The organism is Leptospirales bacterium (assembly GCA_019694655.1).
Taxonomy (GTDB): Bacteria; Spirochaetota; Leptospiria; order Leptospirales; family Leptonemataceae; genus SSF53.
In genome coordinates, this window is record JAIBBN010000001.1 from 672,059 (window position 1) to 694,910 (window position 22,852).

Annotated in this window: 19 protein-coding genes and 1 tRNA gene; 14 read left to right on the top strand and 6 right to left on the bottom strand. The window is 60.4% G+C overall.

Going from position 1 to position 22,852, the window contains the following annotated elements; all coding sequences use genetic code 11:
* Nucleotides 1–41: 41 nt before the first annotated feature.
* Nucleotides 42–887: a flagellin gene (locus K1X75_03170; GenBank protein ID MBX7057041.1), complete on the top strand. Its 846-nt coding sequence runs from the start codon at nt 42–44 to the stop codon at nt 885–887.
* A 97-nt stretch (nt 888–984) separates the two neighbouring features.
* Here the strand turns inward: K1X75_03170 and malQ are convergent, their stop codons facing one another.
* Nucleotides 985–3,258, bottom strand: coding sequence for a 4-alpha-glucanotransferase (gene malQ / locus K1X75_03175; protein ID MBX7057042.1), 2,274 nt, complete (start codon nt 3,256–3,258; stop codon nt 985–987).
* A complete protein-coding gene (glgX, locus tag K1X75_03180; GenBank protein MBX7057043.1) occupies nt 3,245–5,359 on the bottom strand; it encodes a glycogen debranching protein GlgX in 2,115 nt (704 codons plus the stop codon). Before glgX ends, malQ begins: the two co-directional genes overlap by 14 nt.
* A gap of 160 nt (nt 5,360–5,519) precedes the next feature.
* On the opposite strand from glgX, the gene K1X75_03185 reads away from it, so the two are divergent.
* The 3 genes from K1X75_03185 (at nt 5,520) to K1X75_03195 (ending at nt 8,986) form a co-directional block, all read left to right on the top strand.
* Nucleotides 5,520–6,770, top strand: coding sequence for a glycoside hydrolase family 57 protein (locus tag K1X75_03185; GenBank protein ID MBX7057044.1), 1,251 nt, complete (start codon nt 5,520–5,522; stop codon nt 6,768–6,770).
* Between the two features lie 32 nt (nt 6,771–6,802).
* Entirely contained in the window at nt 6,803–6,982 is a 180-nt protein-coding gene (locus K1X75_03190) for a hypothetical protein (GenBank protein ID MBX7057045.1), read from the top strand.
* Nucleotides 6,983–7,051: 69 nt separating this feature from the next.
* Nucleotides 7,052–8,986 (top strand): hypothetical protein, encoded by a 1,935-nt coding sequence (locus K1X75_03195; GenBank protein ID MBX7057046.1) that lies wholly within the window; start codon nt 7,052–7,054, stop codon nt 8,984–8,986.
* A 33-nt stretch (nt 8,987–9,019) separates the two neighbouring features.
* Here the strand turns inward: K1X75_03195 and K1X75_03200 are convergent, their stop codons facing one another.
* Complete coding sequence (locus tag K1X75_03200; GenBank protein MBX7057047.1) at nt 9,020–9,733, bottom strand: fatty acid desaturase family protein; 714 nt, start codon at nt 9,731–9,733, stop codon at nt 9,020–9,022.
* A gap of 215 nt (nt 9,734–9,948) precedes the next feature.
* On the opposite strand from K1X75_03200, the gene K1X75_03205 reads away from it, so the two are divergent.
* The 9 genes from K1X75_03205 (at nt 9,949) to K1X75_03245 (ending at nt 20,749) form a co-directional block, all read left to right on the top strand.
* A complete protein-coding gene (locus tag K1X75_03205; protein ID MBX7057048.1) occupies nt 9,949–10,350 on the top strand; it encodes a polymer-forming cytoskeletal protein in 402 nt (133 codons plus the stop codon).
* A 74-nt stretch (nt 10,351–10,424) separates the two neighbouring features.
* Complete coding sequence (locus K1X75_03210; GenBank protein ID MBX7057049.1) at nt 10,425–11,507, top strand: M23 family metallopeptidase; 1,083 nt, start codon at nt 10,425–10,427, stop codon at nt 11,505–11,507.
* Nucleotides 11,508–11,753: 246 nt separating this feature from the next.
* Nucleotides 11,754–13,313 (top strand): transcription termination factor Rho, encoded by a 1,560-nt coding sequence (gene rho / locus K1X75_03215; GenBank protein ID MBX7057050.1) that lies wholly within the window; start codon nt 11,754–11,756, stop codon nt 13,311–13,313.
* 124 nt (nt 13,314–13,437) lie between these two features.
* A complete protein-coding gene (gene rpmE / locus K1X75_03220) occupies nt 13,438–13,638 on the top strand; it encodes a 50S ribosomal protein L31 (GenBank protein MBX7057051.1) in 201 nt (66 codons plus the stop codon).
* A 34-nt stretch (nt 13,639–13,672) separates the two neighbouring features.
* Entirely contained in the window at nt 13,673–14,452 is a 780-nt protein-coding gene (locus K1X75_03225) for a hypothetical protein (protein ID MBX7057052.1), read from the top strand.
* Between the two features lie 147 nt (nt 14,453–14,599).
* The gene (locus tag K1X75_03230) at nt 14,600–15,595 is read left to right on the top strand and encodes a MoxR family ATPase (GenBank protein ID MBX7057053.1); all 996 of its coding nucleotides are present in this window, start codon (nt 14,600–14,602) and stop codon (nt 15,593–15,595) included.
* 16 nt (nt 15,596–15,611) lie between these two features.
* Nucleotides 15,612–16,886 (top strand): DUF58 domain-containing protein, encoded by a 1,275-nt coding sequence (locus K1X75_03235; GenBank protein MBX7057054.1) that lies wholly within the window; start codon nt 15,612–15,614, stop codon nt 16,884–16,886.
* Between the two features lie 12 nt (nt 16,887–16,898).
* Complete coding sequence (locus K1X75_03240; GenBank protein ID MBX7057055.1) at nt 16,899–19,484, top strand: hypothetical protein; 2,586 nt, start codon at nt 16,899–16,901, stop codon at nt 19,482–19,484.
* Nucleotides 19,484–20,749 carry a PQQ-like beta-propeller repeat protein gene (locus K1X75_03245; GenBank protein MBX7057056.1) on the top strand — a complete coding sequence of 422 codons (1,266 nt, stop codon included), beginning with the start codon at nt 19,484–19,486 and terminating at the stop codon, nt 20,747–20,749. The genes K1X75_03240 and K1X75_03245 overlap by 1 nt, the downstream gene beginning before the upstream one ends.
* A 480-nt stretch (nt 20,750–21,229) precedes the next feature.
* Here K1X75_03245 and K1X75_03250 read toward each other — a convergent pair whose 3' ends face one another.
* Both K1X75_03250 and K1X75_03255 read right to left on the bottom strand, forming a co-directional pair.
* Complete coding sequence (locus K1X75_03250) at nt 21,230–22,000, bottom strand: hypothetical protein (protein ID MBX7057057.1); 771 nt, start codon at nt 21,998–22,000, stop codon at nt 21,230–21,232.
* On the bottom strand, nt 21,997–22,452 hold the full coding sequence (locus tag K1X75_03255) for a hypothetical protein (GenBank protein ID MBX7057058.1): 456 nt from the start codon (nt 22,450–22,452) through the stop codon (nt 21,997–21,999). Before K1X75_03255 ends, K1X75_03250 begins: the two co-directional genes overlap by 4 nt.
* 142 nt (nt 22,453–22,594) lie before the next feature.
* Between K1X75_03255 and K1X75_03260 the strand changes: the two genes are divergently transcribed.
* Nucleotides 22,595–22,667, top strand: a tRNA-Asn gene (locus K1X75_03260).
* Here K1X75_03260 and K1X75_03265 read toward each other — a convergent pair.
* A partial coding sequence (locus tag K1X75_03265; protein MBX7057059.1) for a hypothetical protein occupies nt 22,656–22,852 on the bottom strand: 197 nt, incomplete at its 5' end. The genes K1X75_03260 and K1X75_03265 overlap by 12 nt on opposite strands.

The window sequence follows — 22,852 nt, forward strand, 5'->3', positions numbered from 1 at the left end:
ACGCCCGTATTGAGTGAGCTCGGTTTCACGGAGGAAACTGGATGATCATCAACCATAACCTTTCGGCGATTAACTCGCACCGTGTTCTGAAGTTCCAGCATTGGGACGTTGATCGGAACATGGAAAAACTGTCGTCCGGTATGCGGATCAACCGCGCCGGCGACGACGCTTCGGGATTGGCCGTATCCGAAAAGATGCGCGCTCAGATCCGCGGTCTCCGTCAGGCGGCCCGCAACACTGAAGATGGCATGTCGTTGATTCAGACGACGGAAGGCTATCTGCAAGAGGTTGCTGACATCCTGCAACGAGTTCGCGTTCTGGGAGTTCAATCCTCGAACGGCATCTACACCGCCCAGGATCGCCAGATGATCCAGGTGGAAGTTTCTCAGCTCATCGACGAAGTCGACCGCATCGCATCGCAGGCGGAATTCAATAAAATGAATCTGCTGCAAGGCGATTTTGCCCGCGGATCGCGCGTCTCGTCGATGTGGTTCCATGTCGGCGCAAATCAGCATCAGCGCGAACGCGTGTACATCTCCACGATGACCGCCAAGTCGTTGAATCTGAAGCACGCAGACGGTTCTCTTTTGACCCTGTCTACAGCGGAGTTCGCGAATGAAGCGCTCGGCGTTCTGGACGATGCATTGATGCGAATCAATAAGCAGCGTGCAGACCTTGGCGCATATTACAATCGCCTCGAGCATACCGCCAAGGGATTGATGGTCGCTTACGAAAACCTACAGGCCTCTGAGTCTCGCATTCGCGATACGGACATGGCCGAAGAATCTGTGGCCTTCACCAAGAACCAGATTCTCGTTCAATCCGGAACGGCGATGCTGGCCCAGGCCAACTTGCGGCCACAATCCGTGCTGCAGTTGCTCAGGTAAGCAACAGTCTGATCTTCGCGATCAGAGCATGGCTTCTGAAAGCTCCGACCTCCGGGTCGGAGCTTTTTTTATGGCCCGGGCCCAGGGAAACAGGCCGTCATTCGTCCGAGGGTTCCCGGCTTTCGCTGAATTCCTTTAAGCGCAATACTGTCTCCGACGTCTGCAGCGCATCCGCTGCACTGCTCGAGTAACGCATTTTCCAGTTTGGATACTGATCAACCGTGCCCGGCAGATTTGGCTGCAAGGCCTCGCAAAGCAGGTCATGCAGCGAAATCAGTCGCAGCTCGGAGGACGATCTGGCCAGCAAGGCCAGGCCCAGCTGCAGTAAAGTATGAGGATCACAATCCTCCAGGCGCGCCCGCCGCTCTTCGTCCAGCAAACCCTCGCGTTCCAGACTGCGCAGCAAGCGTTCGCGTTCGTCGCTACGTTGCAGTCTTTCCTCTTCGTGCTGATCCGGACTCAGCAACCCGCGGCGCAGTCGATCATCGAGATCGTCCCCTGTCCACCAGCCAGTCAGTGTAGCAAGATCGTGCGTATTCAAGGTGGCAACGGATCGAGGCGCGTAGTCCTGTGTACTGGCAAAATCGCCATCGGCAGCGCGTTCGAAGAAATAGACCTTCCAGGAGTAGACGCCGGCCTGCACCAGGCGAGCGCGCAGCCAGTCTGGCGCATTGCCCAGGTCTTCGCCGATTGCGCCGCCTTCGCGGCGCTCGCAGGCCAGACTGAGCGCCGCCAGCATCGCCTCAAAGTCGTAGCGCACGTAGGCCCCGGCGCGCGCCGATTCGCCGGCCGGAGTGCAATACAGCCGGGCCAGGCCCATCACGTGATCGATGCGCGCAAAACCGCGGTGCGGCATGTTGTTTTGAAATAGAGCCAGGGCCGGCTGCCAGCACTGGCGACGCAGGGCCAGCGGCGAAAGCGGCGCCAGCCCCCAGTTCTGGCCCTCCGCCGCAAAAGGATCGGGCGGCGCGCCAATATGGACGCCGTCGATGAACCAATCTGGATTTGACCAAACATCAGCGCCGCCAGGCTCCACGCCTACGGCCAGATCGGCGATCAAGGCTGAACCCTGTTCGCTGCAGCGGCGGGCGCATGATTCAAACTGCAACGATGCATTCCAGTGCAGGTACTCATAAAGCTCAATCTCCGCAGCATACTGTGCGGAGAAGGCGCCTACCGCCTCGGCGTCGGGCCGCTGGTAGGCGGCGGGCCACTGTCGAAAGCCGTAACGACGATCGCGCGCAAAATAGGCATAGAGCGCGTCGTAGGTTGCCTGACGTTGCAAAGAGCCATGGCTTGCCTTGCGGTACTGCTCAAAACTCTGCCGCCGCTCTACAACGGCGCTGGCGGGAGAGCTGCGGAAGCATTCATGCAATCGACGCAGCAATTCCATTTTCTTTTCGGCCACCGCCGGATAATCGATCTCCACGCTTTGCTTCTCGCGTTGCAGCCAGGCCTGCATGCCCGGAGAGCCGCGCCATTGCCGCGCGCTCTCCTCCAGATCCCATTCGACCAGCTCCTCTGGCCTCAGATGCAGGATGTTCAAGAACAGTCGGCTGGAAGGGGAGTAGGGGCTGCGCGCCGCTGGATTACCGGGAAAGAGAGCGTGCACTGGAGAAATCATCAGCGCTCGCAGGCCCTGTGCCGCAGAGAGCGCGGCCAGCTCGGCAGCATCCGTAAAGTCGCCGATGCCCATATTTGCTTCGCTGCGCAGCGCATACAATTGAGCCATCAGACCATTCTGCGGCGCCTGAAATCCAGCGGGCCGACGGCAACGTCCTGGCGCCGCCAGTGCGCGAAATTGTCGAGTCTCCCCATTCAGCTGCAAGCGAGCCTGGTAGAGATCAGGCTGCAAGGCCAGGCGACCGTGGAGCTGCATCATTGTCGCTTCTGGATGCAGGCGTCGCATCGCTTCCAGGAAGGCCGTTGCATCGTCGGCTGCGGCCTGCAGCAGCGCTGGCGGTTCGCGGCTTTCGATGCGCCGCCACATCCAGGCCTGGTCTGGCAGCGCCTGAACCTCTACAGCGACGCTGAGCGTGTGTCCGACGGAATCGATCAGTTCCAGCTCCAGTTTCGGGCTGGACCATTCGCGGCGTGAGAGACCCGGAATCCGCAAAGTGAAGCTGCTATCCTCTTCGATCCAGATCACCACGGCCGGCGGGTGCAGCCGTTCTTCCAGCAGACTGGCGATTGATTGTGCGGCGATCTGTTCGCTGGAAGCAGGCGCGCCCAGCGCTGCCAGCAGCGCAGCACAGGTCTCCGTTTCCAGCTGGATCACGTTCCCGTAGAAATCAACATAGCAACGCTCCAGTCCGGTAAGAAAGGACAGAGCCTCAAGTTGCGTCTGGTAGCGTAGGCTATGTGCCGGCACTCTTCACCTCCTGGATGATCGCCGCAGCGCTCTCGCCGGCCAGCAAAGCTGCAACGCTGTAGCCTGCCAGGCGATAAAATCCGTCCGCCGCGGGCGCCGTAGCGCCATTGCTGGGCGCGGCGCTATCCAGGCATACAAGCCACTGGCGATCGCCCGGCAACCGAAAGGGCGCCCTTCGTCGCGCAGCATTGAACAGTAGCAACAGTTCGGGATCGTTCTGAGTCGCGGGAAAAAGAGCGCCAAAGGCAAAGAGCTGCGGCATCTTCCACTCCCGTTCTGAAAGCGGATCACCGCGCAGCGAAATCCAGTGTGAGCTGGCGGAATCCGGCTCGGGCGGCAGGAAGGCGTCAGCGCGATAGAGTTGCAGACGTCTGCGCAACTTGAAGCAACGGCGCGTCCATTGCAGCAGTTCGCTATCGCAGGCGGCCGGATCCCAGTCCAGAAATGAGATCTCATTGTCCTGGCAGTAGGCGTTGTTATTGCCCTGCTGGCTGCGTCCGCGCTCGTCGCCGGCGGCAAGCATGGGCGCTCCCAGCGAAAAGGCCAGGCTGGCAATCAGACCGCGCAGGCTGCGGCGACGACGCTCGAGAATGTGCGCATCATCGCTGGGACCTTCCACGCCACAATTCCAGCTGAGATTGTGTTCCGTGCCGTCGCGGTTTTCTTCGCCATTGGCCTCATTGTGTTTGGAATTGTAGGAGACCAGATCGGCAAGCGTGAAGCCGTCGTGGGCGCAGATGAAATTCACCGAGGCATGCGGGCGGCGCTGACCGGATTCAAACAGATCGCTGGAGCCGGCCAGGCGGGTGACAAAGCCGCCCAGACTCTGTCGGTCGCGGCGCCAGAAGCGCCGCACGCCGTCGCGATAGGAGTCATTCCACTCCGACCAGGGCGCCGGAAAGCGGCCGGTACGGTGGCCGTCGCGGCCAAGATCCCAGGGCTCGGCAATCATCTTGCAGCGACTGAGTTCCGGATCCTGGGCGAGGGTTTGGAGGAAGGGCGAAGCCTCGCCATGGTCGCCGCGCAGCATCGTGGTCGCCAGATCAAAGCGGAAGCCGTCGATCTGCATCTCCCGCGCCCAGTAGCGCAGGCTGTCCATGCACAGCTGCAACATTGGCGGCGAACTCATGCGCAGGGCGTTGCCGCAGCCGGTGTGATCGGCGTAGAAGCGCGGCGTGTCGTGTCGCAGATGATAGTAGCTGCGATTATCCAGACCGCGCAGGGAAAGCGTGGGCCCCAGCTGGTCGCCCTCGCAGCTGTGATTGTAGACTACATCCAGTATCACTTCGATGCCAGCCTTGTGCAGGTTGCGCACCATGGTTTTGAATTCGATCACCGCCTCCTGTGCGCTGCTGCCGTTTCGGGCAAAGCGACGGTCCGGAGCAAAGAAGCCAAGAGTTGAATAGCCCCAGTAGTTGCGGCGTTTGCGCCAGCTCAGAAATGGCTCGGTAAAGTGCTGATGCACGGGCAGCAACTCGACAGCGGTAATCGACAGCGATTTGAAATACTCGATCATTGCCGGATGGCCCAATCCAGCATAACAGCCGCGCTGCTCTGGCGGCAGCGCGGGGTGCTGGATTGTCAATCCGCTGACATGGGCCTCGTAGATGATCGTGTCGCCCCAGGGAACCTGCGGCGGCTGCATTCCCTGCCAGTCGAACTGGTCGTCGATCAGAACTCCCAGCGGTGCGATGGCGCCGCTATCACGATCGTCGCGGTGCAAGTCGCCGTCGGCGTGAAATCTTCTGTAACCAAAGAGGGCGTCGTCGATCACATCATAACGAGCGACAGCGCGCGCATAAGGATCAAGCAGCAGCTTGGCGGCGTTGAAGCGCAGTCCATGCGCAGGATCGTAGGCGCCATGGGCGCGCAGTCCGTAGCAGCGGCCGGGACGCAGGCCGAGGATTTCACAATGGAACACGCCATGCGTGCGCCATGGGATCAGGGCTCGCCATTCCGGGGTCGTGGCCGCCTCGTTTTCGTAAATGCAGAGCTCCAGCGCTTCCGCTTCCGCTGAATAGACGGCAAGATTCAATCCATTCGTCGTCCACCGCGGTCCGCGTGGAAAGGGACTGCCTGCTTGCAACTCATAGTGGATCATAGATCTGGCCCCCGGCAATAGTACGGACTGTCAATGGGTCAGCACGGCTGCGTAGCTTTGCGGGGCGCAAGTGATTCCGAACTCTTTCCTTGAGTTCCTGACAGCATTGGAAAAAATGAAGTTGCCTGCGACCCGGACCGGCGGCGACAAGGGTGCATCCATGCCCGCGGTTTGCCTTTATCTGGAAGCCCATCAGCCGCCGCGTCTGCGTCCTTACAATTTTTTTGAAATTGGACACAGCCCTTTTTACCTGGATGATGCCCGCAATCGCGAGATCAGTCATCGCGTCGATTTGCGCTGCTATCGGCCAACGCTGGCAATTCTGCGGCAACTGCAACGAGACCTTGGCAAAGATTTTCGCTTCACCATCTCGCTGACCGGGGTTTTCGTAGAGCAGCTCAAACAGTGGGCGCCCGACACAATGGATGCCTTCGGCGCTCTGGCCGCAGCCGGCGGCGTTGAAATACTGGCCGAGACCTACTACCATTCGCTGGCGGCGCTGGTTTCTCCGGGCGAATTTCGCGCACAGGTCGAAGAGCACAGCGCAATGGTAGAGCGCGAATTTGGCCTCAAACCGACTGCGCTGCGCAATACGGAGCTGCTGTGGTGCAGCGAGTTTGCCCGTCAGGCGGCAAATATGGGCTTTCCGGTTACCATTGCCGAGGGCGCCGATCAGCTGCTGGGCTGGCGCAGCGCAAACTACGTTTACTCGGTGGAGGGGCTGCCCGGCGCCAGAGTGATGCTGCGCAACTACCGGCTGAGCGATGATATCGCCTTTCGTTTTTCGCAAAAGGACTGGGCGGAGTATCCGCTGACCGCCGCTCGCTTTGCCGGCTGGCTCCATGCCAATTCCGGCGCTGCCGATTGTCTGAATCTGTTTATGGACATGGAGACCTTTGGCGAGCACCAGTGGGCCGATAGCGGGATCTTTGAGTTTCTGCGCGCCCTGCCGGCGCTGACACTCAAGAATCCAGTCTTCCGTTTTCGAACCATCAGCGAGGCCGCAGCCGAGTTGCCAGCTGTAGGCGAGGTCTCGGCGCAGCACTGGAGTTCCTGGGCGGACAACGAGCGCGACGCTTCCGCCTGGCTTGGCTGCAGCATGCAGCGCGAGGCGGTGCGCGCTCTCTATGATCTGGAATCAGCGGTCAAGGCCAGCGGCGATCCCAGTCTGCTGCGCGCCTTCCGGCTCCTGCAGGTGGCGGATCTTTTCTATTATATGAGCATCAAGAAGCGCGACGATGGCCGCGTTCACTCCTATTTTCGGCCTTATCCTACGGCCTACGACGCCTACATCTATTTCATGAACATTTTGCACGATTTTCGCCAGCGCGTGGGCCAGGTCGCCGGCAGCTCCACGGCGGCGCTGGGCGAGAAAAATACGCCACGACCAGGCGATCCTCTCTTCGTCTAATAAAGACGCTGGCTTGCCAGTGGGAGGCGCGCATGAAGGGATCGGAAGCCAACTATGAGCGCGGAAACGCCAGCGCCGATCCGGCGCGTCGCATGCTGCTTTTGATGAACACCCTTCTGCTCTATGAGTATCTACGCGGAAGGGAAGCGGCCCTCAGCAGCGGCAAGATCTTTGGCGATCATTCCAGTCTGCAGCAGATGCATCAAAATTAGGACTCATTTGAAGCTGCCGTCAGGGCCGCGCAAGGCTCAGGCGCCGGGCCAGTTGGCCGATAGTAGAACATGCGCCTCCAGAACCTTAAGCGGCTGCCTGCCGGCCTGGCCCTGGCGTCGCTGTGCTTTGCGAGCGGCTCGGCCTTTCTTGCCGCTCGCCTTGGCGCGCAGACCGCTGCCGTCTACCAGCCGCCTCAGGCCGTGATCGACCCTGCAGCCATTGATGAGCTGGAGCGCCAGCTCAATGAGCCGGACCCCGACCTGCCGGGCATTGCGGAGCGCGCCCGCGCTCAGGTACAGCTCTATACCGGACAATTTGTTCGCGATCGCTTGATCCAGGACGAACGCAATCGTGCGGCGCGCGGCGTTCAGGATATGGACGAGGACATCGCGCGCCTGATCGCTCTTTTACAGTCGCGCAAGTACGGACAGATCCAGTTCCTGGGCGAGTATCCCTACCTGTTTCGACTGCATGTCATTCTGGCGCGGGTCTACGAGGTGCAGGATGACCCCGAGCAGTCTCTGGCCGAATATCTGATGGCTTTGCGTTTCAGCGGTCGCGAACAGCCCTGGGAGGCAGCGCCCGATGCGCAGCAACAAGACCAGCGGTACCAGCTGATGGCGCGCACCTTTGGCGATCCGGATCGCCTGGCGCAAATCGCCGATCCCGCCGAGCGCGCCGCCGGACAGCAAGTGCGTCCCCTGTTACAGGCGTACCTGCAGTTGCAGCTTGATCTACAGGCCGCGGAGCGCGCTATCTTTGTCAGCGAGTCAGCTCAGCTACGCGGTCGCGCCGGCGATCCGGCAGCGGCGCGCGCAAGCCGCGACGCGCTTCAGACGCGTCTGCAGGCGGCGCAGGCTGCGCTGGAGCAGATTCGACTTGGTCCCTATGCCGCCTACCACCGCGCCAAGAGCGAGCGCGAGGGGCTGGTCGCCTACCATCTTGCTCTGCTTGCCCGCCGACTGGAAAGCGACAATCGAACGCTGCAGCGTATCCTCAATCGCTCCAGCTACTACCGCGGCGCCGGAAACCAGCTGGGCGAAGAACGCACGACCTTCACCAACTTTGTCGGCTATCGAATGTTTCTGGAGCTGGCGCTGGTGATTGATCCTGAGAACCTGAAGTATCTTGATCTGATGACTGAGGAGTGCCGCTCCAGCCGTCTGGTAGAGCAAGCCATCGCTTACCAGGAGCGCTACCTGCAGCTGGCCCGGGCGCAGCCGGCTGCGCCAGATAACCTGCCGGAGCACTATGTCCGACTGGCCGGTCTCTACACCGATGCGCGCAACTACATTCGCGCCGTTCAGGCCTACCGTGAATTTCTCCAGATGAGTCAGGACGAAAAGCGACGCGATGAGATGTCGCTGGAGCTGGCCGACCTTTGCTTTCGGCGCGTTGGCTGCTATGAAGAGGCTGCCGCGCAATACTCGCGCTTGAGCGCCCAATCAGCGGCGCGAGAATCGCAGACCGATGACTTGCGCATGCGCAGCGACCTGCGATCCGGCGAATACCGTATGCAGCGCAATCTGGCTGCGATCCAGCGCCGCTGGCAACGTAGCGCGGCGGAGGAAGCGGCCCTCGACAACGCGCGGGCCGTCTTTGAGCGCCTGCGCGCAGACTGGCAGAAGGAGCGCGATGCACTGGTCGCTCTGGAGCGGCGAATTTTCGAAATCAAGCGTCAGTTGCTTTCGCGCGAAGACGAGGCCATGGAACGCGAATACTACCGATTGGTGCGCATTGATCAGCCAGCGATTCGCGAACGCATTGGCTTCTTGAAGAGCAGATTGGACAGTCTGGATTTGCCGGCGTTGCTTGAAGAGCGAGCTATGGCGCTGGTGCGTCGCCAGCAGTACCGCGAGGCGCAGTCGGTGCTGCGCGAGATCATCGCCAGCGGACGCGCCGAGCAGAGCATGCGCGCCCGACGCAATATGGAGCTGCTTTCACAGACGCTGCAGGACGGCCGCCGACGTCCGCTCGACCTGCCGCCGGACTACCAGCGTTAAGCGAATCGCCGAGCTGAACCAATCGGCCGGCGTTCAGGGCGTCTGATTGACCGTCGCCGTGTCGGCTGCCCCGCGTCGGTGCATCGGCGCGATGCCAGTAACTCGCTCAATGATCCATTCAACCATTGGAAAAAAATGCAGCCAGCCGAGGATTGGATTCATGAATCCTGAACAAACGCAGTAATAGCTGTCGTGCGGCGCCGTGTGGTGCACATCATGGTTCTCTGCTTCGAGCACAAGGCCCGAACGTTGCAGGAGTCGGCGCCAGCCGGAGATTCCTTTGGTATGCGACCAGCTGTGAAAGACGTTGGCGCAAACGCCAAAGAAAGCCATACAATTGCAGCCCAGGACCAGCGCTGGATTCGATTCCGCTTCCCAGGCCAGCAGGAACTGCAGGGGCGTTCCAAGGATCGCCGAGTTGCCCAGCAATTCGCCAAGCGAGTGCCGCGTGATGTCTGTGGGATCGCTGTGGTGCGAGCGAAAAGGCTGCACCACCCGCGGGCCAAAAAACAGAGTGCGTTCGTTGAAATAGTTGTCGAAGAGCCAGTGTACCAGTCCGACCAAAAAATCGGCGCCAATCCAGCCCAGAAACAACGCCAGCGGCGCCTGCCACCAGATTCCACGCTGGCTCCAGCCGGCGGCCGTCGCCAGATAGAAGGTCAGCAGGTTGGCCGAGAGAAAGACCGCAAGGCCGATGTATTCCAGGCCCCGGTACCAATCGAAGTGTTTCTTAGAGCTTGCACCCATTCCCGGCCCCCGCGTCGAGCGGTCAGCCTTGTCAGGGAAGGTCGCGAAGCCAGCAAAAATAACGGCTGAGCTGCCGCTTGCCGGTCGCGAAAAACACGAACAAACGAGCATTTTTTTGCAACCCTGTCCCCGGGAGCGAGCGGCAAATTCGTCGGCCCGGCCGACGGACAAAAAGGATTTGCCGCCCATGCGCCCCGGGCCGCCCTATGCCCTTCATGGCGATCAAAAGCGACCAGATGAACAGCGTCATCGGCCCTGGCTCCATTTTCGAGGGCAAATTCTACATCTCTGGCTCGCTGAAAATCGACGGCAAGTTTGAGGGCGAAATCAAGACTGAGGACGCCCTGGTAGTCGGTGAAACGGGCAAAGTCAAAACCAACATAGCCGCCAAAGACGTGGTCATTGCCGGAACCATGATTGGCAATATCGCCGCCGAAAACGAAGTCCGCCTGGAAAAGTCAGGCAAACTGCTGGGCGATATCAATGCGCCCACGCTCTATATCCAGCCGGGCGTTGTCGCCCAGGGTCAGATCAATATCACCGGCGGCCAGAAAAAGGACGTGAAAAAGGTGATCGAGGAATCGTACGGCGGCCTGAAAAGCCTGCCCGAGAAATAAGGAACCGGAAAAAGCCTGTGTCCGCCTTCCATAGCTTCCGAGGATACAAGAGGGGCCTCGCCGCCTGATCGGCCATGTACCAGCGTCGTTTTAAGAACAAGCAAGGTCGCCGCATCCTGAATCTGCAGGGGCGCGTCTCATTGATGCATCTGGGCGGGGGCGCCTTCCTCTACTCCTTTCCCGGACGGCGGTTCCCCATCGTTGGCCGCGTCGAGCTCTTCAAACGCAGCCATCGTCGCGGGCTGCTGGGCGCTCTGGCCCTGGCTGGAATTGGTTTTCTTTTCTTTAACATTGTGGCCAGCGCCGGACAGGCTGATCCCATCGCCGACATCAGCGAGCTGCAGAAGCTGGAAGCCGAGGGACGCTACCAGGAGCTGGAGCAGCGTACGGAAGAGGTGAAGGCCCGTCTGCTGCACATCGAAGAAGAGCGCAGCCGTCAAAGCGGTCAGGTCAAGTTGATTGAGTATACCGTGCGCGCCGGCGACACCCTGTCCTCGGTTGCCATTCGTTATCGTGTGCCGGCCGCTCTGGTTGCAGTCTCCAGCGGTCTGGACGCTGGCGCTGCGCTCAAGCCAGGCCAGAAGCTGCTGATTCCGGATCGTCCAGGCTTGCTCTACAAGTTCAAGGCCGGCGATCGTCTGGCAGATATTGCTCAACGCTACCAGGTGAAACTGGAAGACATCATTGCTGACAACGCCGAGCTGGGCGATCTGGACATGATCGAGCCGGGCGCGCGCATCTTTCTGCCCAACGCACGTATTCCTACGCCTCCGCCGATCTGGTTCAAGCCTGCCTGGGGTCGTTTGACCAGCGGCTTTGGCTATCGCCGCGATCCGCTGCTTGGCAACTGGTCGCTGCATTCCGGCATCGATATTGGCATCGCTTACGCTTCGGTGCGCGCGGCGCGCGAAGGTCAGGTGATGTATGTGGGCAGCCTGGGCGGCTACGGCAACGTCGTTCTGATTCGGCATGAGGGCGGCTACAAGACGCTCTATGCACACCTCAGCCGACTGAGCGTACGCGCCGGTCAATTTGTGGCGGCCGGCGCCGTAATCGGCGTGTCCGGAAATACCGGACGTTCTACCGGACCGCACCTGCACTTTGAAGTGATCAAGAACGATCGTCCGGTGAATCCGCGAGCTTTTGTTCGCTTCTAGATGAAGCGCCTGGTCTGGCGCGTTACTTTTCCGACAAATGTCATTGACATCTTTGCATTTATCATTGCAATGGCGGCAGATTCGCCTGCCATCCGGCCGCAATCCATTTCAATCGCAAATTTGTTCGAGTAAGTCGTTTGAATAAGCAGGTCGCCGCTTTCCGCGCCGGCAGCGCTGAATCTTCCCCAAACTGAATCAAACATTCCCGTTTCACACCGCGCCGCAGCGCGCACCAGAGGAGAAAACATGGCAGTCCGCAAGGGATCCAGGAATCGCGACGTGCAAAGCGAAGAATCGCAAGTAGATGACCGACAGGATGATGCTGAGGATACGTCGGCGGAAATTGCGCCGGAAGTCGGTAATGGCGCCAGCCACAATGGCGATAGCCGCGGCGGACGTCATCGTCGCGGACGGCGCGACCATCGCGACCGCGACCGCGGCGATCGCGACGGCAATCGTCGTCTGCCCGGCCCCGGAGTTCCGCGCGAATTGCGCGAGCGCAGCGAACCGCGCGAGCCTCGCGATCCCAATGCGCCGCCGCCGCCGCCCATCGATCTAACCGAACTGAAGCGCAAGCCGATCGAAGACCTGACTTCCATGGCCGAGGCCATGGGCTGCGCCGAAGCGTCGGCGATGAAGAAGCAGAATCTCATTTTCGAAATTCTGCGCAAGCAGGCGGAGATGAATGGCGCCGTCTTTGCCGCCGGCGTTATGGAGAAGTTGTCCGAGGGCTACGGCTTTCTGCGCAGCCCGGACTACAACTACCTGCCAGGCCCGGATGATATCTATGTAAGTCCCTCGCAGATTCGACTCTTTGGACTGCGCACCGGCGATACCATCACCGGACAGATCCGTCCGCCCAAGGAATCGGAACGCTTCTTCGCCATGCTGCGCGTGGATACGATCAACGGCGAATCGCCGGACGTAGCCCACAAACGCATTCTGTTCGATAACCTGACGCCGCTCTATCCCGACGATCGCCTGCGCATGGAGTGGAATCCGGGACAGCTGGATACCCGCGTCATTGATCTGCTTACGCCCATCGGCAAGGGCCAGCGCGGACTGATCGTTGCGCCGCCGCGCGTCGGCAAGACGATCCTGATGCAGAACATTGCCAACGCCATCACCGCCAACAGTCCCGATGTAATCCTGATGGTGCTCCTGATTGATGAGCGTCCGGAAGAGGTGACCGACATGGCGCGCAACGTGCGCGGCGAGGTGGTCAGCTCAACCTTCGACGAACCGGCCTCGCGCCACGTCCAGGTGGCGGAGATGGTCATCGAGAAGGCCAAGCGCCAGGTGGAGCACGGCCGCGACGTGGTGATCCTGCTCGATTCGATTACCCGTCTGGCCCGCGCCTACAACCAGGTAATCCCCACCTCCGGCAAGATTCTTTCCGGCGGCGTGGACTCCAACGCACTGCATAAGCCCAAGCGCTTCTTTGGCGCCGCGCGCAACATTGAGCACGGCGGATCGCTGACGATCATTGCTACGGCGCTGATCGATACCGGCTCCAAAATGGACGAGGTGATTTTTGAGGAATTCAAGGGCACCGGCAACATGGAGATCCACCTCGACCGCCGTCTGGCGGACAAGCGCATCTATCCGGCAATCGATCTGAACAAGTCCGGCACGCGCAAAGAGGAGCTGTTGCTCGAACCGGAAGTTCTGAACAAGGTCTTTGTGCTGCGCAAGGCGCTCTCGCCGATGTCGCCGACGGAGGCCATGGAGCTGCTGCTGGATCGTATGCGCGGAACCAAGACCAACGCCGATTTTCTGGCCAGCATGAACGTGCCCAGCGTCTGAGGGCCCGCTGCGGATGGCCACGGCCGGCGGCGCTATTGCCGTCGGCCGCGTCCAGGGGCAGGCCGGTCTTTGGCGCTCAAAAGAGTCGACGCCCGGCCCCGGCCTTGTTTTCCTGTTCTTTCCTATGAAAGCAGCCATCCACCCCGAGTACAAAGAAGCGACCATCCGCTGCGCCTGCGGGGCTGAATACAAGACCCGCTCCACCAAGGGCGACTTGCAGGTGGAAATCTGCGCCAGCTGCCATCCCTTCTACACCGGGCAGCAGAAGATCGTCGATGCCGCCGGCCGCGTCGATCGCTTCAAGAAAAAGTACAAAATGAAGTAATTGCCTGGCGCTGGCTCAGGGTCAGCCTCGGAGCGTGTCCTTCTTTTCCAGACTTTTCCAGCGCCGTCCTCGCAAGGATGCGCCTGCGCCGCTGGCGCCTGCCGATGAGCGTCTTGACCTTGCTTTGCGACGGGTGCGCGAACGCCTCGCTCGCCTGCTGCAAACGCGCTCTCGCGCCTCCGGCGAAATCAAGAAGACGCCACAATACACGCTCACCAAATCGAATCCCGGACTCTTTCGACTGGAAGCGGAGGGTCTGAATCTTCTGATCAACACCGAACCCTTCTTGCTTGAAAAGGATGGTCGTGTGCAGGGGCTCTTGCGCATGAGCGAATTAGCCCTTTGCCGGGCTCTGGAGGGCAAGGACCTCGCCGAGTTTTTTCGGCGCGCCGAACGGCCCGGCGAACACAGCATTGCGTTGTTTCGCCGACTGAGCGGAGCGGGCCCTGCCGGCGATCCCGATCAATTGCCGGCGCTGGATGAAGCGGCGGAGTGGTCCGGCGGCGATCTCGATCAATTGCTGATGCATATCTCGCCCAATATCCTGGCCCATGGCCTTGCGCACGCTGCGCCAGGCGCAGAGGCCGCCTTGCGTGCGCGCCTTTCCGATCGCCGCAAGCAGGAGAGCATCGAGGAACTGGAGCGCCTGCTTTCGCCAGGCGCCAATCGCGAACTGAATCCGCACAGTCGCGTGCGCAGCCTGGCCGAATTTGAAGATGCGCTGCGCGATTTTCGGGTCGCGATGCGTCAGGTTGCCGAAGAGCTGCAGTTTCGTCGTCGTCGCGAAGCGGACCTGGCGGCGCGCAAGGCCTGACTTTTCTGACCTGAGCGCTGGCCTGCAGCCGTCATTGTCCTGCGCGCCGCTGCGCGGGCGATTGAAACAGGTTGCCGCCAGGCAAGCGCGCGGCGATGCCGTATTGCCGGCCTTTTCCGGGGTTGGCCCGAACCGTAGAGGATGCTGATGGACGCAAAAGCCGGCTCGACCGCCGTAGACCCTTCTTACTTCCGCGTGGCCAGCGATGGAATCAAGCGCGTAGTAGAAAACATCCGCAAAGTCATCACCATTGATGTGCGCAAGCTGGAATACATTCTGGCGGCCAAGATTGCCGGCGGACATGTCATGCTGGCCGATTCGCACGGCGTGGGCAAGACCTCGCTGGCGCGGGCGCTGGCCGGATCAATCCAGTGGCCCAAAAGCGAGACCACCAGCGAAGGCGTTTCCATCGACTACTTCTCGCGCATCCAGTGTACGGTGGACCTCCTTCCTCAGGATATTCTGGGCTTCAATCGCTTCGATCTGAATTCAAATCAGTATCTGTTCAACCGTGGTCCGCTCTTTGCTCACTTTGTGCTCTGCGACGAGATCAATCTGCTGACGCCAAAGACCCAGGGCTCCTTCTTTCAGGCAATGGAAGAGCAGGTGGTCAGCATCGAGGGTCGCACCTATCATCTGCCGGACCCCTTTTTCATTATTTCAACGATGAACCTGCGCGGGCAGCATCTCTTTCCGCTGCCAGCGCCGCAGCTGGACCGCTTCATGGTTCAGCTTTCCATGGGCTATCCTCCGGAAGAAGAAGAGATCAACATTGTCAAGAAGCACGGACAGGAAGATAGCTGGACGGGCTTTGCCGCCGTCGCCGACGTCAATGAGTTGATGGCCTGGCAGAAACTGGTCGATTCGGTGACCATCAACAACGATGTGATTCGTTACATTGTGCAACTGGTGCGCAAGACGCGCGGCTATCCCGGAATTATTACCGGCTGCAGTCCGCGTTCAGGCATCAAGCTGGCGCGCATTGTGCGCGCCCTGGCGCTGGTACGCGGCATGAACTACGCGACAATCGATCTGGTCAAAGAGATTGCGCCGGCCACCCTCTGCCACCGCCTGGAACTGGAAGACCCGGCGCTCAGCCCGCAGGACGCCCTGGCGCGTATCCTCAAAGAAGTTCGGGCCTGAACGGCACATAAGCGCCATGAATGCAATGCGGAGGATCTGGAATAGCTTGCGCATCGCAATGGATCGCATCTATCCCTTTACCTTCGCCGGCTCTTTGCTCCTGCTGGTCGCCTTCTATCTGAGCGGCAGCGGATTTGCACGCAACAATCTCTACGCCTTTGTGCTGGGCGCGCTGGCGCTGCTGCTGCTGGCAGCGCTGGCCTTCGATGGCCGTCTGCAGGCCTTTCGTTTGAGTCGACTGGAGCCGGTCTGGGAATCCTCCGGCGCCATCTTTGCGCGCCTGGACGACATCAGCCAGGCCGTGCATCTTGGAGACGCGCGTCCGCATTACTTTTTTCGATTTCATTTTCGAATCACCGGTCAACTGCATGTTGGCCGCGCCGCTTCGCTGCCGGTGGATGAAGAAGCCGCCAGTTCGCGGCCCGGCGGATTGTTGATGCCGCTCTACTTCCCGCTGGCCGGACGCGCCGCGGTGCGCGGTCGGCTCTATATCAAGGACGTGTTCGGATTGACGCGCGCCGGCGCCGGCCTGCCGCAGGAGCGCGAATTTACGGTGCGTCCGCCCTTGCTTCCCGGCAAGACCGCCATTACCCTGCGCAATACCGCGTCCTTTGAGAGCAGTCGACGCTCGCGCCAGCAGGATGAAGAAAAGTACTACATGCGCGAATATCAGGCCGGCGACCGGCTCAAGGACATCAACTGGAAGGCCTCCTTTCGCATCCAGGAGCTGATCACGCGCATCAGCCCGCGCAGCCCCGAAGAGTCGCGTCTGTTGCACATCGAGTTTCGCAACTTCGCCGCCGGCGATCGCGACGCGCCCGAACAGTTGATGCATCTCAATTATATTAAGAGCTGGATGTTCAGTTTCGTTCAGGTGCTGCGTCGCGAGCGACCGGAGTACCAGTTCCGCATCGTAACCAGCGATGAGGTCTATCTGGTGGAGAGCGATGCCGATCTGGATCGCATGGCGCATGACCTTTCCGCCCTCAACTTTGCCAGCCGTTCCAGGTTGAATCAAGCGCCAACGGCGGCGGAAAAGTTCATCTTCACCACGCCCTTTGATCCCTCGCTGGAGCAGGCCCTGACGCCCGGCGCCCTCTGCCACGTATTTCGCACCGCATTGCCGACCGGCGGCCGCAGCAAGCCGCGCGAGGTGCGTTTTTTGCCGCTGGAGCGCTGGCTTGGCTGGCCGGGAACATGGATCTTTCGTCGCAATGGCGCCGTTTCGCCAGCGCGCTCGCCGGGACGCGGAACGCTGCTGGAGGAGCCGCTGCGTACGCTGTTGTTCTGAGGGAGGCCAGTCATGGAGCGAATGCAACAGAATCTGCTTTTCTTTACGCGTCTGGCGCTCTACGGCCTGGTCGTTTCCGCGCCGATCATTATGCAGCCGGCGGTGCCGGTGCCCTACGACCACGTGGGCATCGCCGCCTGGTTTGTGCTGGCGCCGGCGATGATGTGCATCGCCTATTTTTTGCGACCGCCGCGCTTTCGCTGGTTTCTGGGACCCTCGGTAGCCGCCGGCGTACTGCTGTTCTTTGACATCTTCATTTCGGATCACGACCTCTACTCCTGGCTCTTTTTCAGCGCCGCCGGCGCTTTTGCCTATCTGTGGACTTTCTTTGTCTTTGCCGGTCGGCGCTTCCTCTGGCTTTCGGCGCTGGAGCTGTTCCTCTTTGCCCTGGTCTTTTACAAGCTGCTGGGCTTCACGCGATCGGCGGAGGAGCTGGCCGAGGAATTGTTTGTACGCATCAAGATTATTTTCGCGCTGCTGGGCGTTGGCTTTCTGGCGCACTCCATTGTGGTTTATCTGGCGGCTTTTCCCGATCGATCGCGGGAAAAAAAGCGTCGCGAGCTCTTTGTTTTTACGGGAATTGCGCTGCCGGCGCTGTTGTTGATTTCCATTTTCTTGCCGCGCAGTTTTGTGCAAAATGAGATCGCCCTGAATGAGCTGCGCGAGGAGCCGCCGCCGCAACCGCGCGAGCTGGGCGGCGATGAGCCATCGAGCGGCGGGCTTCCCGAGCAAGGGCAGGGCGGCGGTCGCGATACGCAAAATGGACTGCCGCTGGGCGAGCGTCAGGAACGCTATCCGTCTGAACTACAGGATGGCGGCCGCGATCAGGGCGAGGGTCAGGAGCGCGAGCAGCGGCCGGACGAAGGTCGCGGCGGACAGGGCGCCGATGGACAGCGTCCGGGCCAGCAGCAGCGCGGTCAGGGACAGCAAGGCGGCCAGGGCCAGCAGGGAGGGAGACCGCAGCAGGGGCAGGGCGGTCAGGGACAGCAACCTGGCGGACAACAGCAGCGCAATCCGCAGTTCAACGACCAGAATCCTTCGCAGGGAAGCGACGATGGCGGCGGCGGCGGCGGTTATGTTCCGCGGCAAGGTCAGGGCCAGGGTCAGCAACAACAGCAGCAACAACAAGGTCAGTCGCAACAGCCGCGCCTGGAGGGCGTCCCTCAGGACCAGTGGAATAATTTTCAACAGCAGGGCGGCGGCGAGGGCAAGCAAAGCGCGGTGATGGTCATTGCCAGCCCCGTCGATCCAGTCTATGCGGCGGAAAGCTATCTGGGCGATTTTGATCGAGAGCAGGGCTTTACGGCGACGCCGGCGGAGCGCGAGCCGCTCAACGCCCTGGCGGCGCTGCGTTTGCTGGAAACCTGGAAGGATCAGATTACATCCCGCGACGATAAGCGCCAGCCGGTGGAAATCTATTACTTGAGTTCTCTAAAGGAACGGGTGCTTGCCTTTCGTCCCTTTGAGATCTTGCCTACCGTACAGGATACCGCCTATCATCCCTTTGACCTGTCCTACAAGGCCGTCTCGCGCATCAGTCTTTCGCAGCCCGAGGACTGGCGCACCATCCCGCGCATCAGCGAGGAGGATCGCCAGCGCTACGCCGATCAGCTGCAGCTGGAGCTGGATCCAGAAACCGAACGCGCCTTTCGCGCTCATCTGCAGCGCGCCGTAGCCGGCAAGGACGGCTACTTTGAGCGCATCGAGGCAATCCTGAAAAGCTTTTCTGCGCTTCGCTACGAGAGCGGATTCACCGAGGACGCCTCGCCTGCGGCCTTGCGTAGATTCCTGACGCAGACCAAAAAGGGAGATTGCACCGAGTTTTCGGCCAGCGCGGCCATTTTACTGCGCATGGCCGGCGTGCCGGCGCGCGTTGTGCACGGCTACATTGCCGCTCGCGATTTGCAGACCCAGGCGCACGCTCGAGGCGCCTACGAGTTGATCAAGAAAATCAAACCGCTGCAAAACTATCCGCCGGAGCACATCTACCTGGTGACTACAGCGCACCACCATGCGTGGGTGGAGGTCTTCATGCCAGGCTATGGCTGGGTCGACCTCGAGACCACGGCCTACGCCATTCCGCCAGCGGCCTCTGGCAATCCCAACAATCAGGATGTAATCATCCCAATGATCGACGAACAGCCGCAGCCGGTTGCGCCGCAGGAGTTCAAATTTCCATGGCGCACGGCTGGCATCGCCGCTGGCATCCTTGCCGCACTGGCGCTCTTTGGCCTGTATACATTTCGCGTTACGCGCGAGTCTTACCATGCCCTGCGCGGCCGCCGCCACAGTCGTCCAGGACTTGCCTCGCGCATGGCCTACACCTTGATGAAACTGGCGCGCGAGGGCTATCCGCTCAAGGCGCCGCACCAGACGCCCCAGGAATACGCAAAGCAGGTTGCGCCGATCGAGGCAATGAGTCGCACGCACACCGAATTGAATTTTCGTGAGAACTTTGCGCCCGGCGAGGCCCAGCAACTCTGGCAAAAGCATGAGCAGGCCTATCGCGGCGGCATCGATCAAATCGAAAAAAAGGAACGCCGCGGCCTCTGGGCCTGGCTGCGACGCGTCTTTTCGCTGAGGAGTCTGTACTACTGATGGGCAATGCTGCGATTGGTCGCCGGCGCGACGTCGCCCGAACTTGCGCTCTGGCGCTGCTCTGTGCCTTGCCGCTTTTTGCGGCCTGCGAGGAGCAGAGCGACTGGGTGGTCTTTCGCGGCGAGAATGGCGCCGGCGCCACGCGCAATTCGCTTTACCCGCCGCTTGGACAGCGCTGGAAGCTGCGCCTCCAATTTCGCGGCGATAGTGCAACCTCCTTCAATCCGCCGGTGGTGAAGGACGACGTCATCTATTTTGGATCCAGCGACGGAAACTTCTACGCGCTTGATTCCGAATCCGGCTACATGCGCTGGATCTTCAAGACGAAGAACGAAGTGAATTCGGTGCCCTTTGTAGACGATGACACTGTCTATTTTGGATCCAACGACGGCAATGTCTACGCCGTAAATACGCAGGATGGTTCGCAGCGCTGGGCTTTCCAGACGGGCAATACCGTGCAATCCTTGATCCTGCGCTACAAGGACACGGTGATCTTTACCAGCGACACCGGCTGGACCTTCTTTCTTTCACCCGACGGCAAGCTGCAGCATCGCATTCCCAACTATGTATGGCTGCATCATACCTTTCAGGTTTACGACGGCGTGGTCTACTGGGCGCCGCTGGGCCGCGGATTTGGCGCCTACGACATCGAGCAGCGCCGTTTTCTATGGGACGTCGATGTTACCATCGACGCGCCGGTGTGGTACAGCTTTGCGGCGATCGACGAACAGCGCGTCTACTATGCCAGCAGCTTCTGGACCGGCAGCGGTCCGCTTTTGAGTTTCTATGCGCTGGACCGTCGCAATGGCCAGTCGCTCTGGAAGCAGGAGCGCGAATTTGAGTGGGGCCGACACATGGCCCCCGGCGCCGAGAGTAGCTTTTTGCGCCACGTCAAGCTGCTGGACTACATGTCGCCCTCGCTGTGGGGCGACCTGGCGATCTATACATCAGGCGACACCGTGGTGCGCGCCTTTCGTCGCGAAAGCGGCGAAGTCGCCTGGACGCGTGAATTTGATTACGGCACATCCAGCGCCCCTACTGTCGCCGGCGATCGCGTCTACTTTGGACTCTACGGCGACGATCCCAATGCCAGCGGCGTCGTATCCCAGCCGCCAAAACTGATCTGCCTGTCGGCGAAGACCGGCGCCACATTGTGGGAAATGGAACTGCAGGGCGCGCTGCTTTCGGCGCCGGTCATCTCCGGCAAGCGCATGTACTTTGGCACTTCGACCAACATGTTCTACGTGCTGGAAGAGATCTTCTAACCATCTGTGCACGGGCGCAACCCTCCTGCTTGCGCCCGTGCACGAGTCAGCGCCTTAGTAGGGAGCTGCGGACATCCATGTCCGCAGCTGGCTGCCGTGCAGGTTCGCCTTCCCCTGTGCTACGCACAGCGACGCTTGCGCGTCAGCGCCTGCGGCGCGGGAAGGCGAGGGTGCATGGTCGATGAAAAAATTCCGCAGCTGGCTGCCGTGTAGCTTCGCCTTCCCCTGTACTGCGCACAGCGGCGCTTGCGCGTCAGCGCCTGCGGCGCTGGAAGGCGAAGGTGCATGGTCGATGACAAAAATTCCGCAGCTGGCTGCCGCTGGCCTGGCGGGCCGATTTTAGCATATAAAAATCAACTTTGTCGGAACTTACCGTATCGATGCGATTGTGACACAGGTCGAGGCGCTCCCGGAGGCCTTTTTACAATTCAGCTTCCGACAATTCCGGATGCAGGCAATTCCAGGCCTTGGGCCTGCAATTCAGTCGTCGCTTTCCAGCATCTGCGGCTCGTAGATCTCAAAGGAACGGCGCAGACCCTGGTAGAACAGATGATCTGTGCCGTCGATGTGCCGACGAATCCAGAAGGCCGTGCAGGTTTTGATCACGTTACCATCCCAACCGCCGTCGAAGCCATGGTCATAGAAGTAATCGTCGCCCTGATCGATGCGCTGCTGAAACTCAGGATTCATGAACCAGAAATAGCGCTGGTAGTAGCCCTCCGGCAGCTGGCCGTTCTGCAGCAGCGCCAGAAAGCGCGCGCTCTCCTGCTCCAGAAGCTGCGGATTGCGTCGTAGCTTACGATAGCTGACCAGCATCTTCAACGCCAGCGAACGCACCTGCGAATCCCAGATTGGCTGCGTAGCGTTGCGAAAGGCCGGGTCTTCGCCGGCCGGCAGAGCATGGGCCAGCAGGAAGCGCACAAACCGGGGATTGTAATGCCCAAAGCTATTGCGCGACGATAGATTCAAACGCTCCGCGCTGTGCGGGCCAGACAGAAAAACGGCGAGGCCAACTTCGCGCTGCAGCTGAGCATACATTGCCGGCGTCGCCAGATGACAGGCGAAGTTGCGCAGACCGCCGTCCGGAAAATAGTCATAGTCCGAACACTGTGAAACAGATTGCGGCAGAGAAAGCCACAGTGCACGAATGCGATCGGGAAGTTCGGGCCGATCTGCAGCAGTTTGCGGCAACCACTGACATGCGAAGAGGCATGTCGCCAGCAAGGGAAGAACTGCTGTTGTCAGTTTCATGCCGAGGGACTCCTGGGTCGCAGGCCGAAGTACTCCCTGGTTTCCGCTCGCAGCAACACCAGCAACGACCAGATGCCGAACGGTAGACCGAGGCCGGAGCAAGACCAGAGGCAAGGCAAGAGGGCCAGTACAGTGCTGACCATCGCAAAACCATAGCTTCTTCCTCGATACATCTGCACGGCGCCAACCAGCGCCAGCGCTGAAAATACAGACCATACGCCAAAGATCAAATAGGCGCCGAAGGGGTAAGACGAGAGCAACTCGCCTGGAAACGATCGCCGCGTATCCAGGCCTTCGCGCTCATTGTCTACCGGCGGCTGCCAGAATTCGCCAAGGACGTCGCGGAAGTAGTGAGCTGCCAGGAGCAACAGAACTAGCAGAGACAAACTGAAAAGCGCGATCAAGGCTACAGCCGGCGCCTGAATGCGCTTACGAACAACTTCGGCTTCCATAATCCAGGTATTACGCCCGCTGCCAGCATCGCCAGCATTTTGACCACCGGTCGCGACCGGCTAACAGACGACCGCTTGACAGTGCGCCCCGCTTGGCCAATGCTGTCCGACGCGGCGTGCAGAGCGTCGCAGAAACCGACACTCCCCTGTAGCTCAGTCGGTAGAGCAGGTGGCTGTTAACCACTTGGTCGTAGGTTCGAGTCCTACCGGGGGAGCACAACTGGACGACTCAGAACTCGCCCCCGTCCTCCGCTTTGTATGCTCTTCCGCGCCAGGTCGAGCAGGGCTGGCCTCATCAGGAATGAATGCGGCTTCTTCCAACTGAGCCGGGTGGCGCCGCTGTCGATGGTCACTCGATCGGCGAGGTCGCGCAGGAGTGCCGCTTTTTGCTCGTTGGGAG

Excerpts from the sequence above, each read along its gene's own strand:
- K1X75_03170 (MBX7057041.1), top strand. The coding sequence starts at position 42 with ATGATCATCAACCATAACCTTTCGGCGATTAACTCGCACCGTGTTCTG.
- glgX (MBX7057043.1), bottom strand. The coding sequence starts at position 5,359 with ATGATCCACTATGAGTTGCAAGCAGGCAGTCCCTTTCCACGCGGACCG.
- K1X75_03185 (MBX7057044.1), top strand. The coding sequence starts at position 5,520 with ATGCCCGCGGTTTGCCTTTATCTGGAAGCCCATCAGCCGCCGCGTCTG.
- K1X75_03190 (MBX7057045.1), top strand. The coding sequence starts at position 6,803 with ATGAAGGGATCGGAAGCCAACTATGAGCGCGGAAACGCCAGCGCCGAT.
- K1X75_03195 (MBX7057046.1), top strand. The coding sequence starts at position 7,052 with ATGCGCCTCCAGAACCTTAAGCGGCTGCCTGCCGGCCTGGCCCTGGCG.
- K1X75_03200 (MBX7057047.1), bottom strand. The coding sequence starts at position 9,733 with ATGGGTGCAAGCTCTAAGAAACACTTCGATTGGTACCGGGGCCTGGAA.
- K1X75_03205 (MBX7057048.1), top strand. The coding sequence starts at position 9,949 with ATGGCGATCAAAAGCGACCAGATGAACAGCGTCATCGGCCCTGGCTCC.
- K1X75_03210 (MBX7057049.1), top strand. The coding sequence starts at position 10,425 with ATGTACCAGCGTCGTTTTAAGAACAAGCAAGGTCGCCGCATCCTGAAT.
- rho (MBX7057050.1), top strand. The coding sequence starts at position 11,754 with ATGGCAGTCCGCAAGGGATCCAGGAATCGCGACGTGCAAAGCGAAGAA.
- rpmE (MBX7057051.1), top strand. The coding sequence starts at position 13,438 with ATGAAAGCAGCCATCCACCCCGAGTACAAAGAAGCGACCATCCGCTGC.
- K1X75_03230 (MBX7057053.1), top strand. The coding sequence starts at position 14,600 with ATGGACGCAAAAGCCGGCTCGACCGCCGTAGACCCTTCTTACTTCCGC.
- K1X75_03235 (MBX7057054.1), top strand. The coding sequence starts at position 15,612 with ATGAATGCAATGCGGAGGATCTGGAATAGCTTGCGCATCGCAATGGAT.
- K1X75_03240 (MBX7057055.1), top strand. The coding sequence starts at position 16,899 with ATGGAGCGAATGCAACAGAATCTGCTTTTCTTTACGCGTCTGGCGCTC.
- K1X75_03245 (MBX7057056.1), top strand. The coding sequence starts at position 19,484 with ATGGGCAATGCTGCGATTGGTCGCCGGCGCGACGTCGCCCGAACTTGC.
- K1X75_03250 (MBX7057057.1), bottom strand. The coding sequence starts at position 22,000 with ATGAAACTGACAACAGCAGTTCTTCCCTTGCTGGCGACATGCCTCTTC.
- K1X75_03255 (MBX7057058.1), bottom strand. The coding sequence starts at position 22,452 with ATGGAAGCCGAAGTTGTTCGTAAGCGCATTCAGGCGCCGGCTGTAGCC.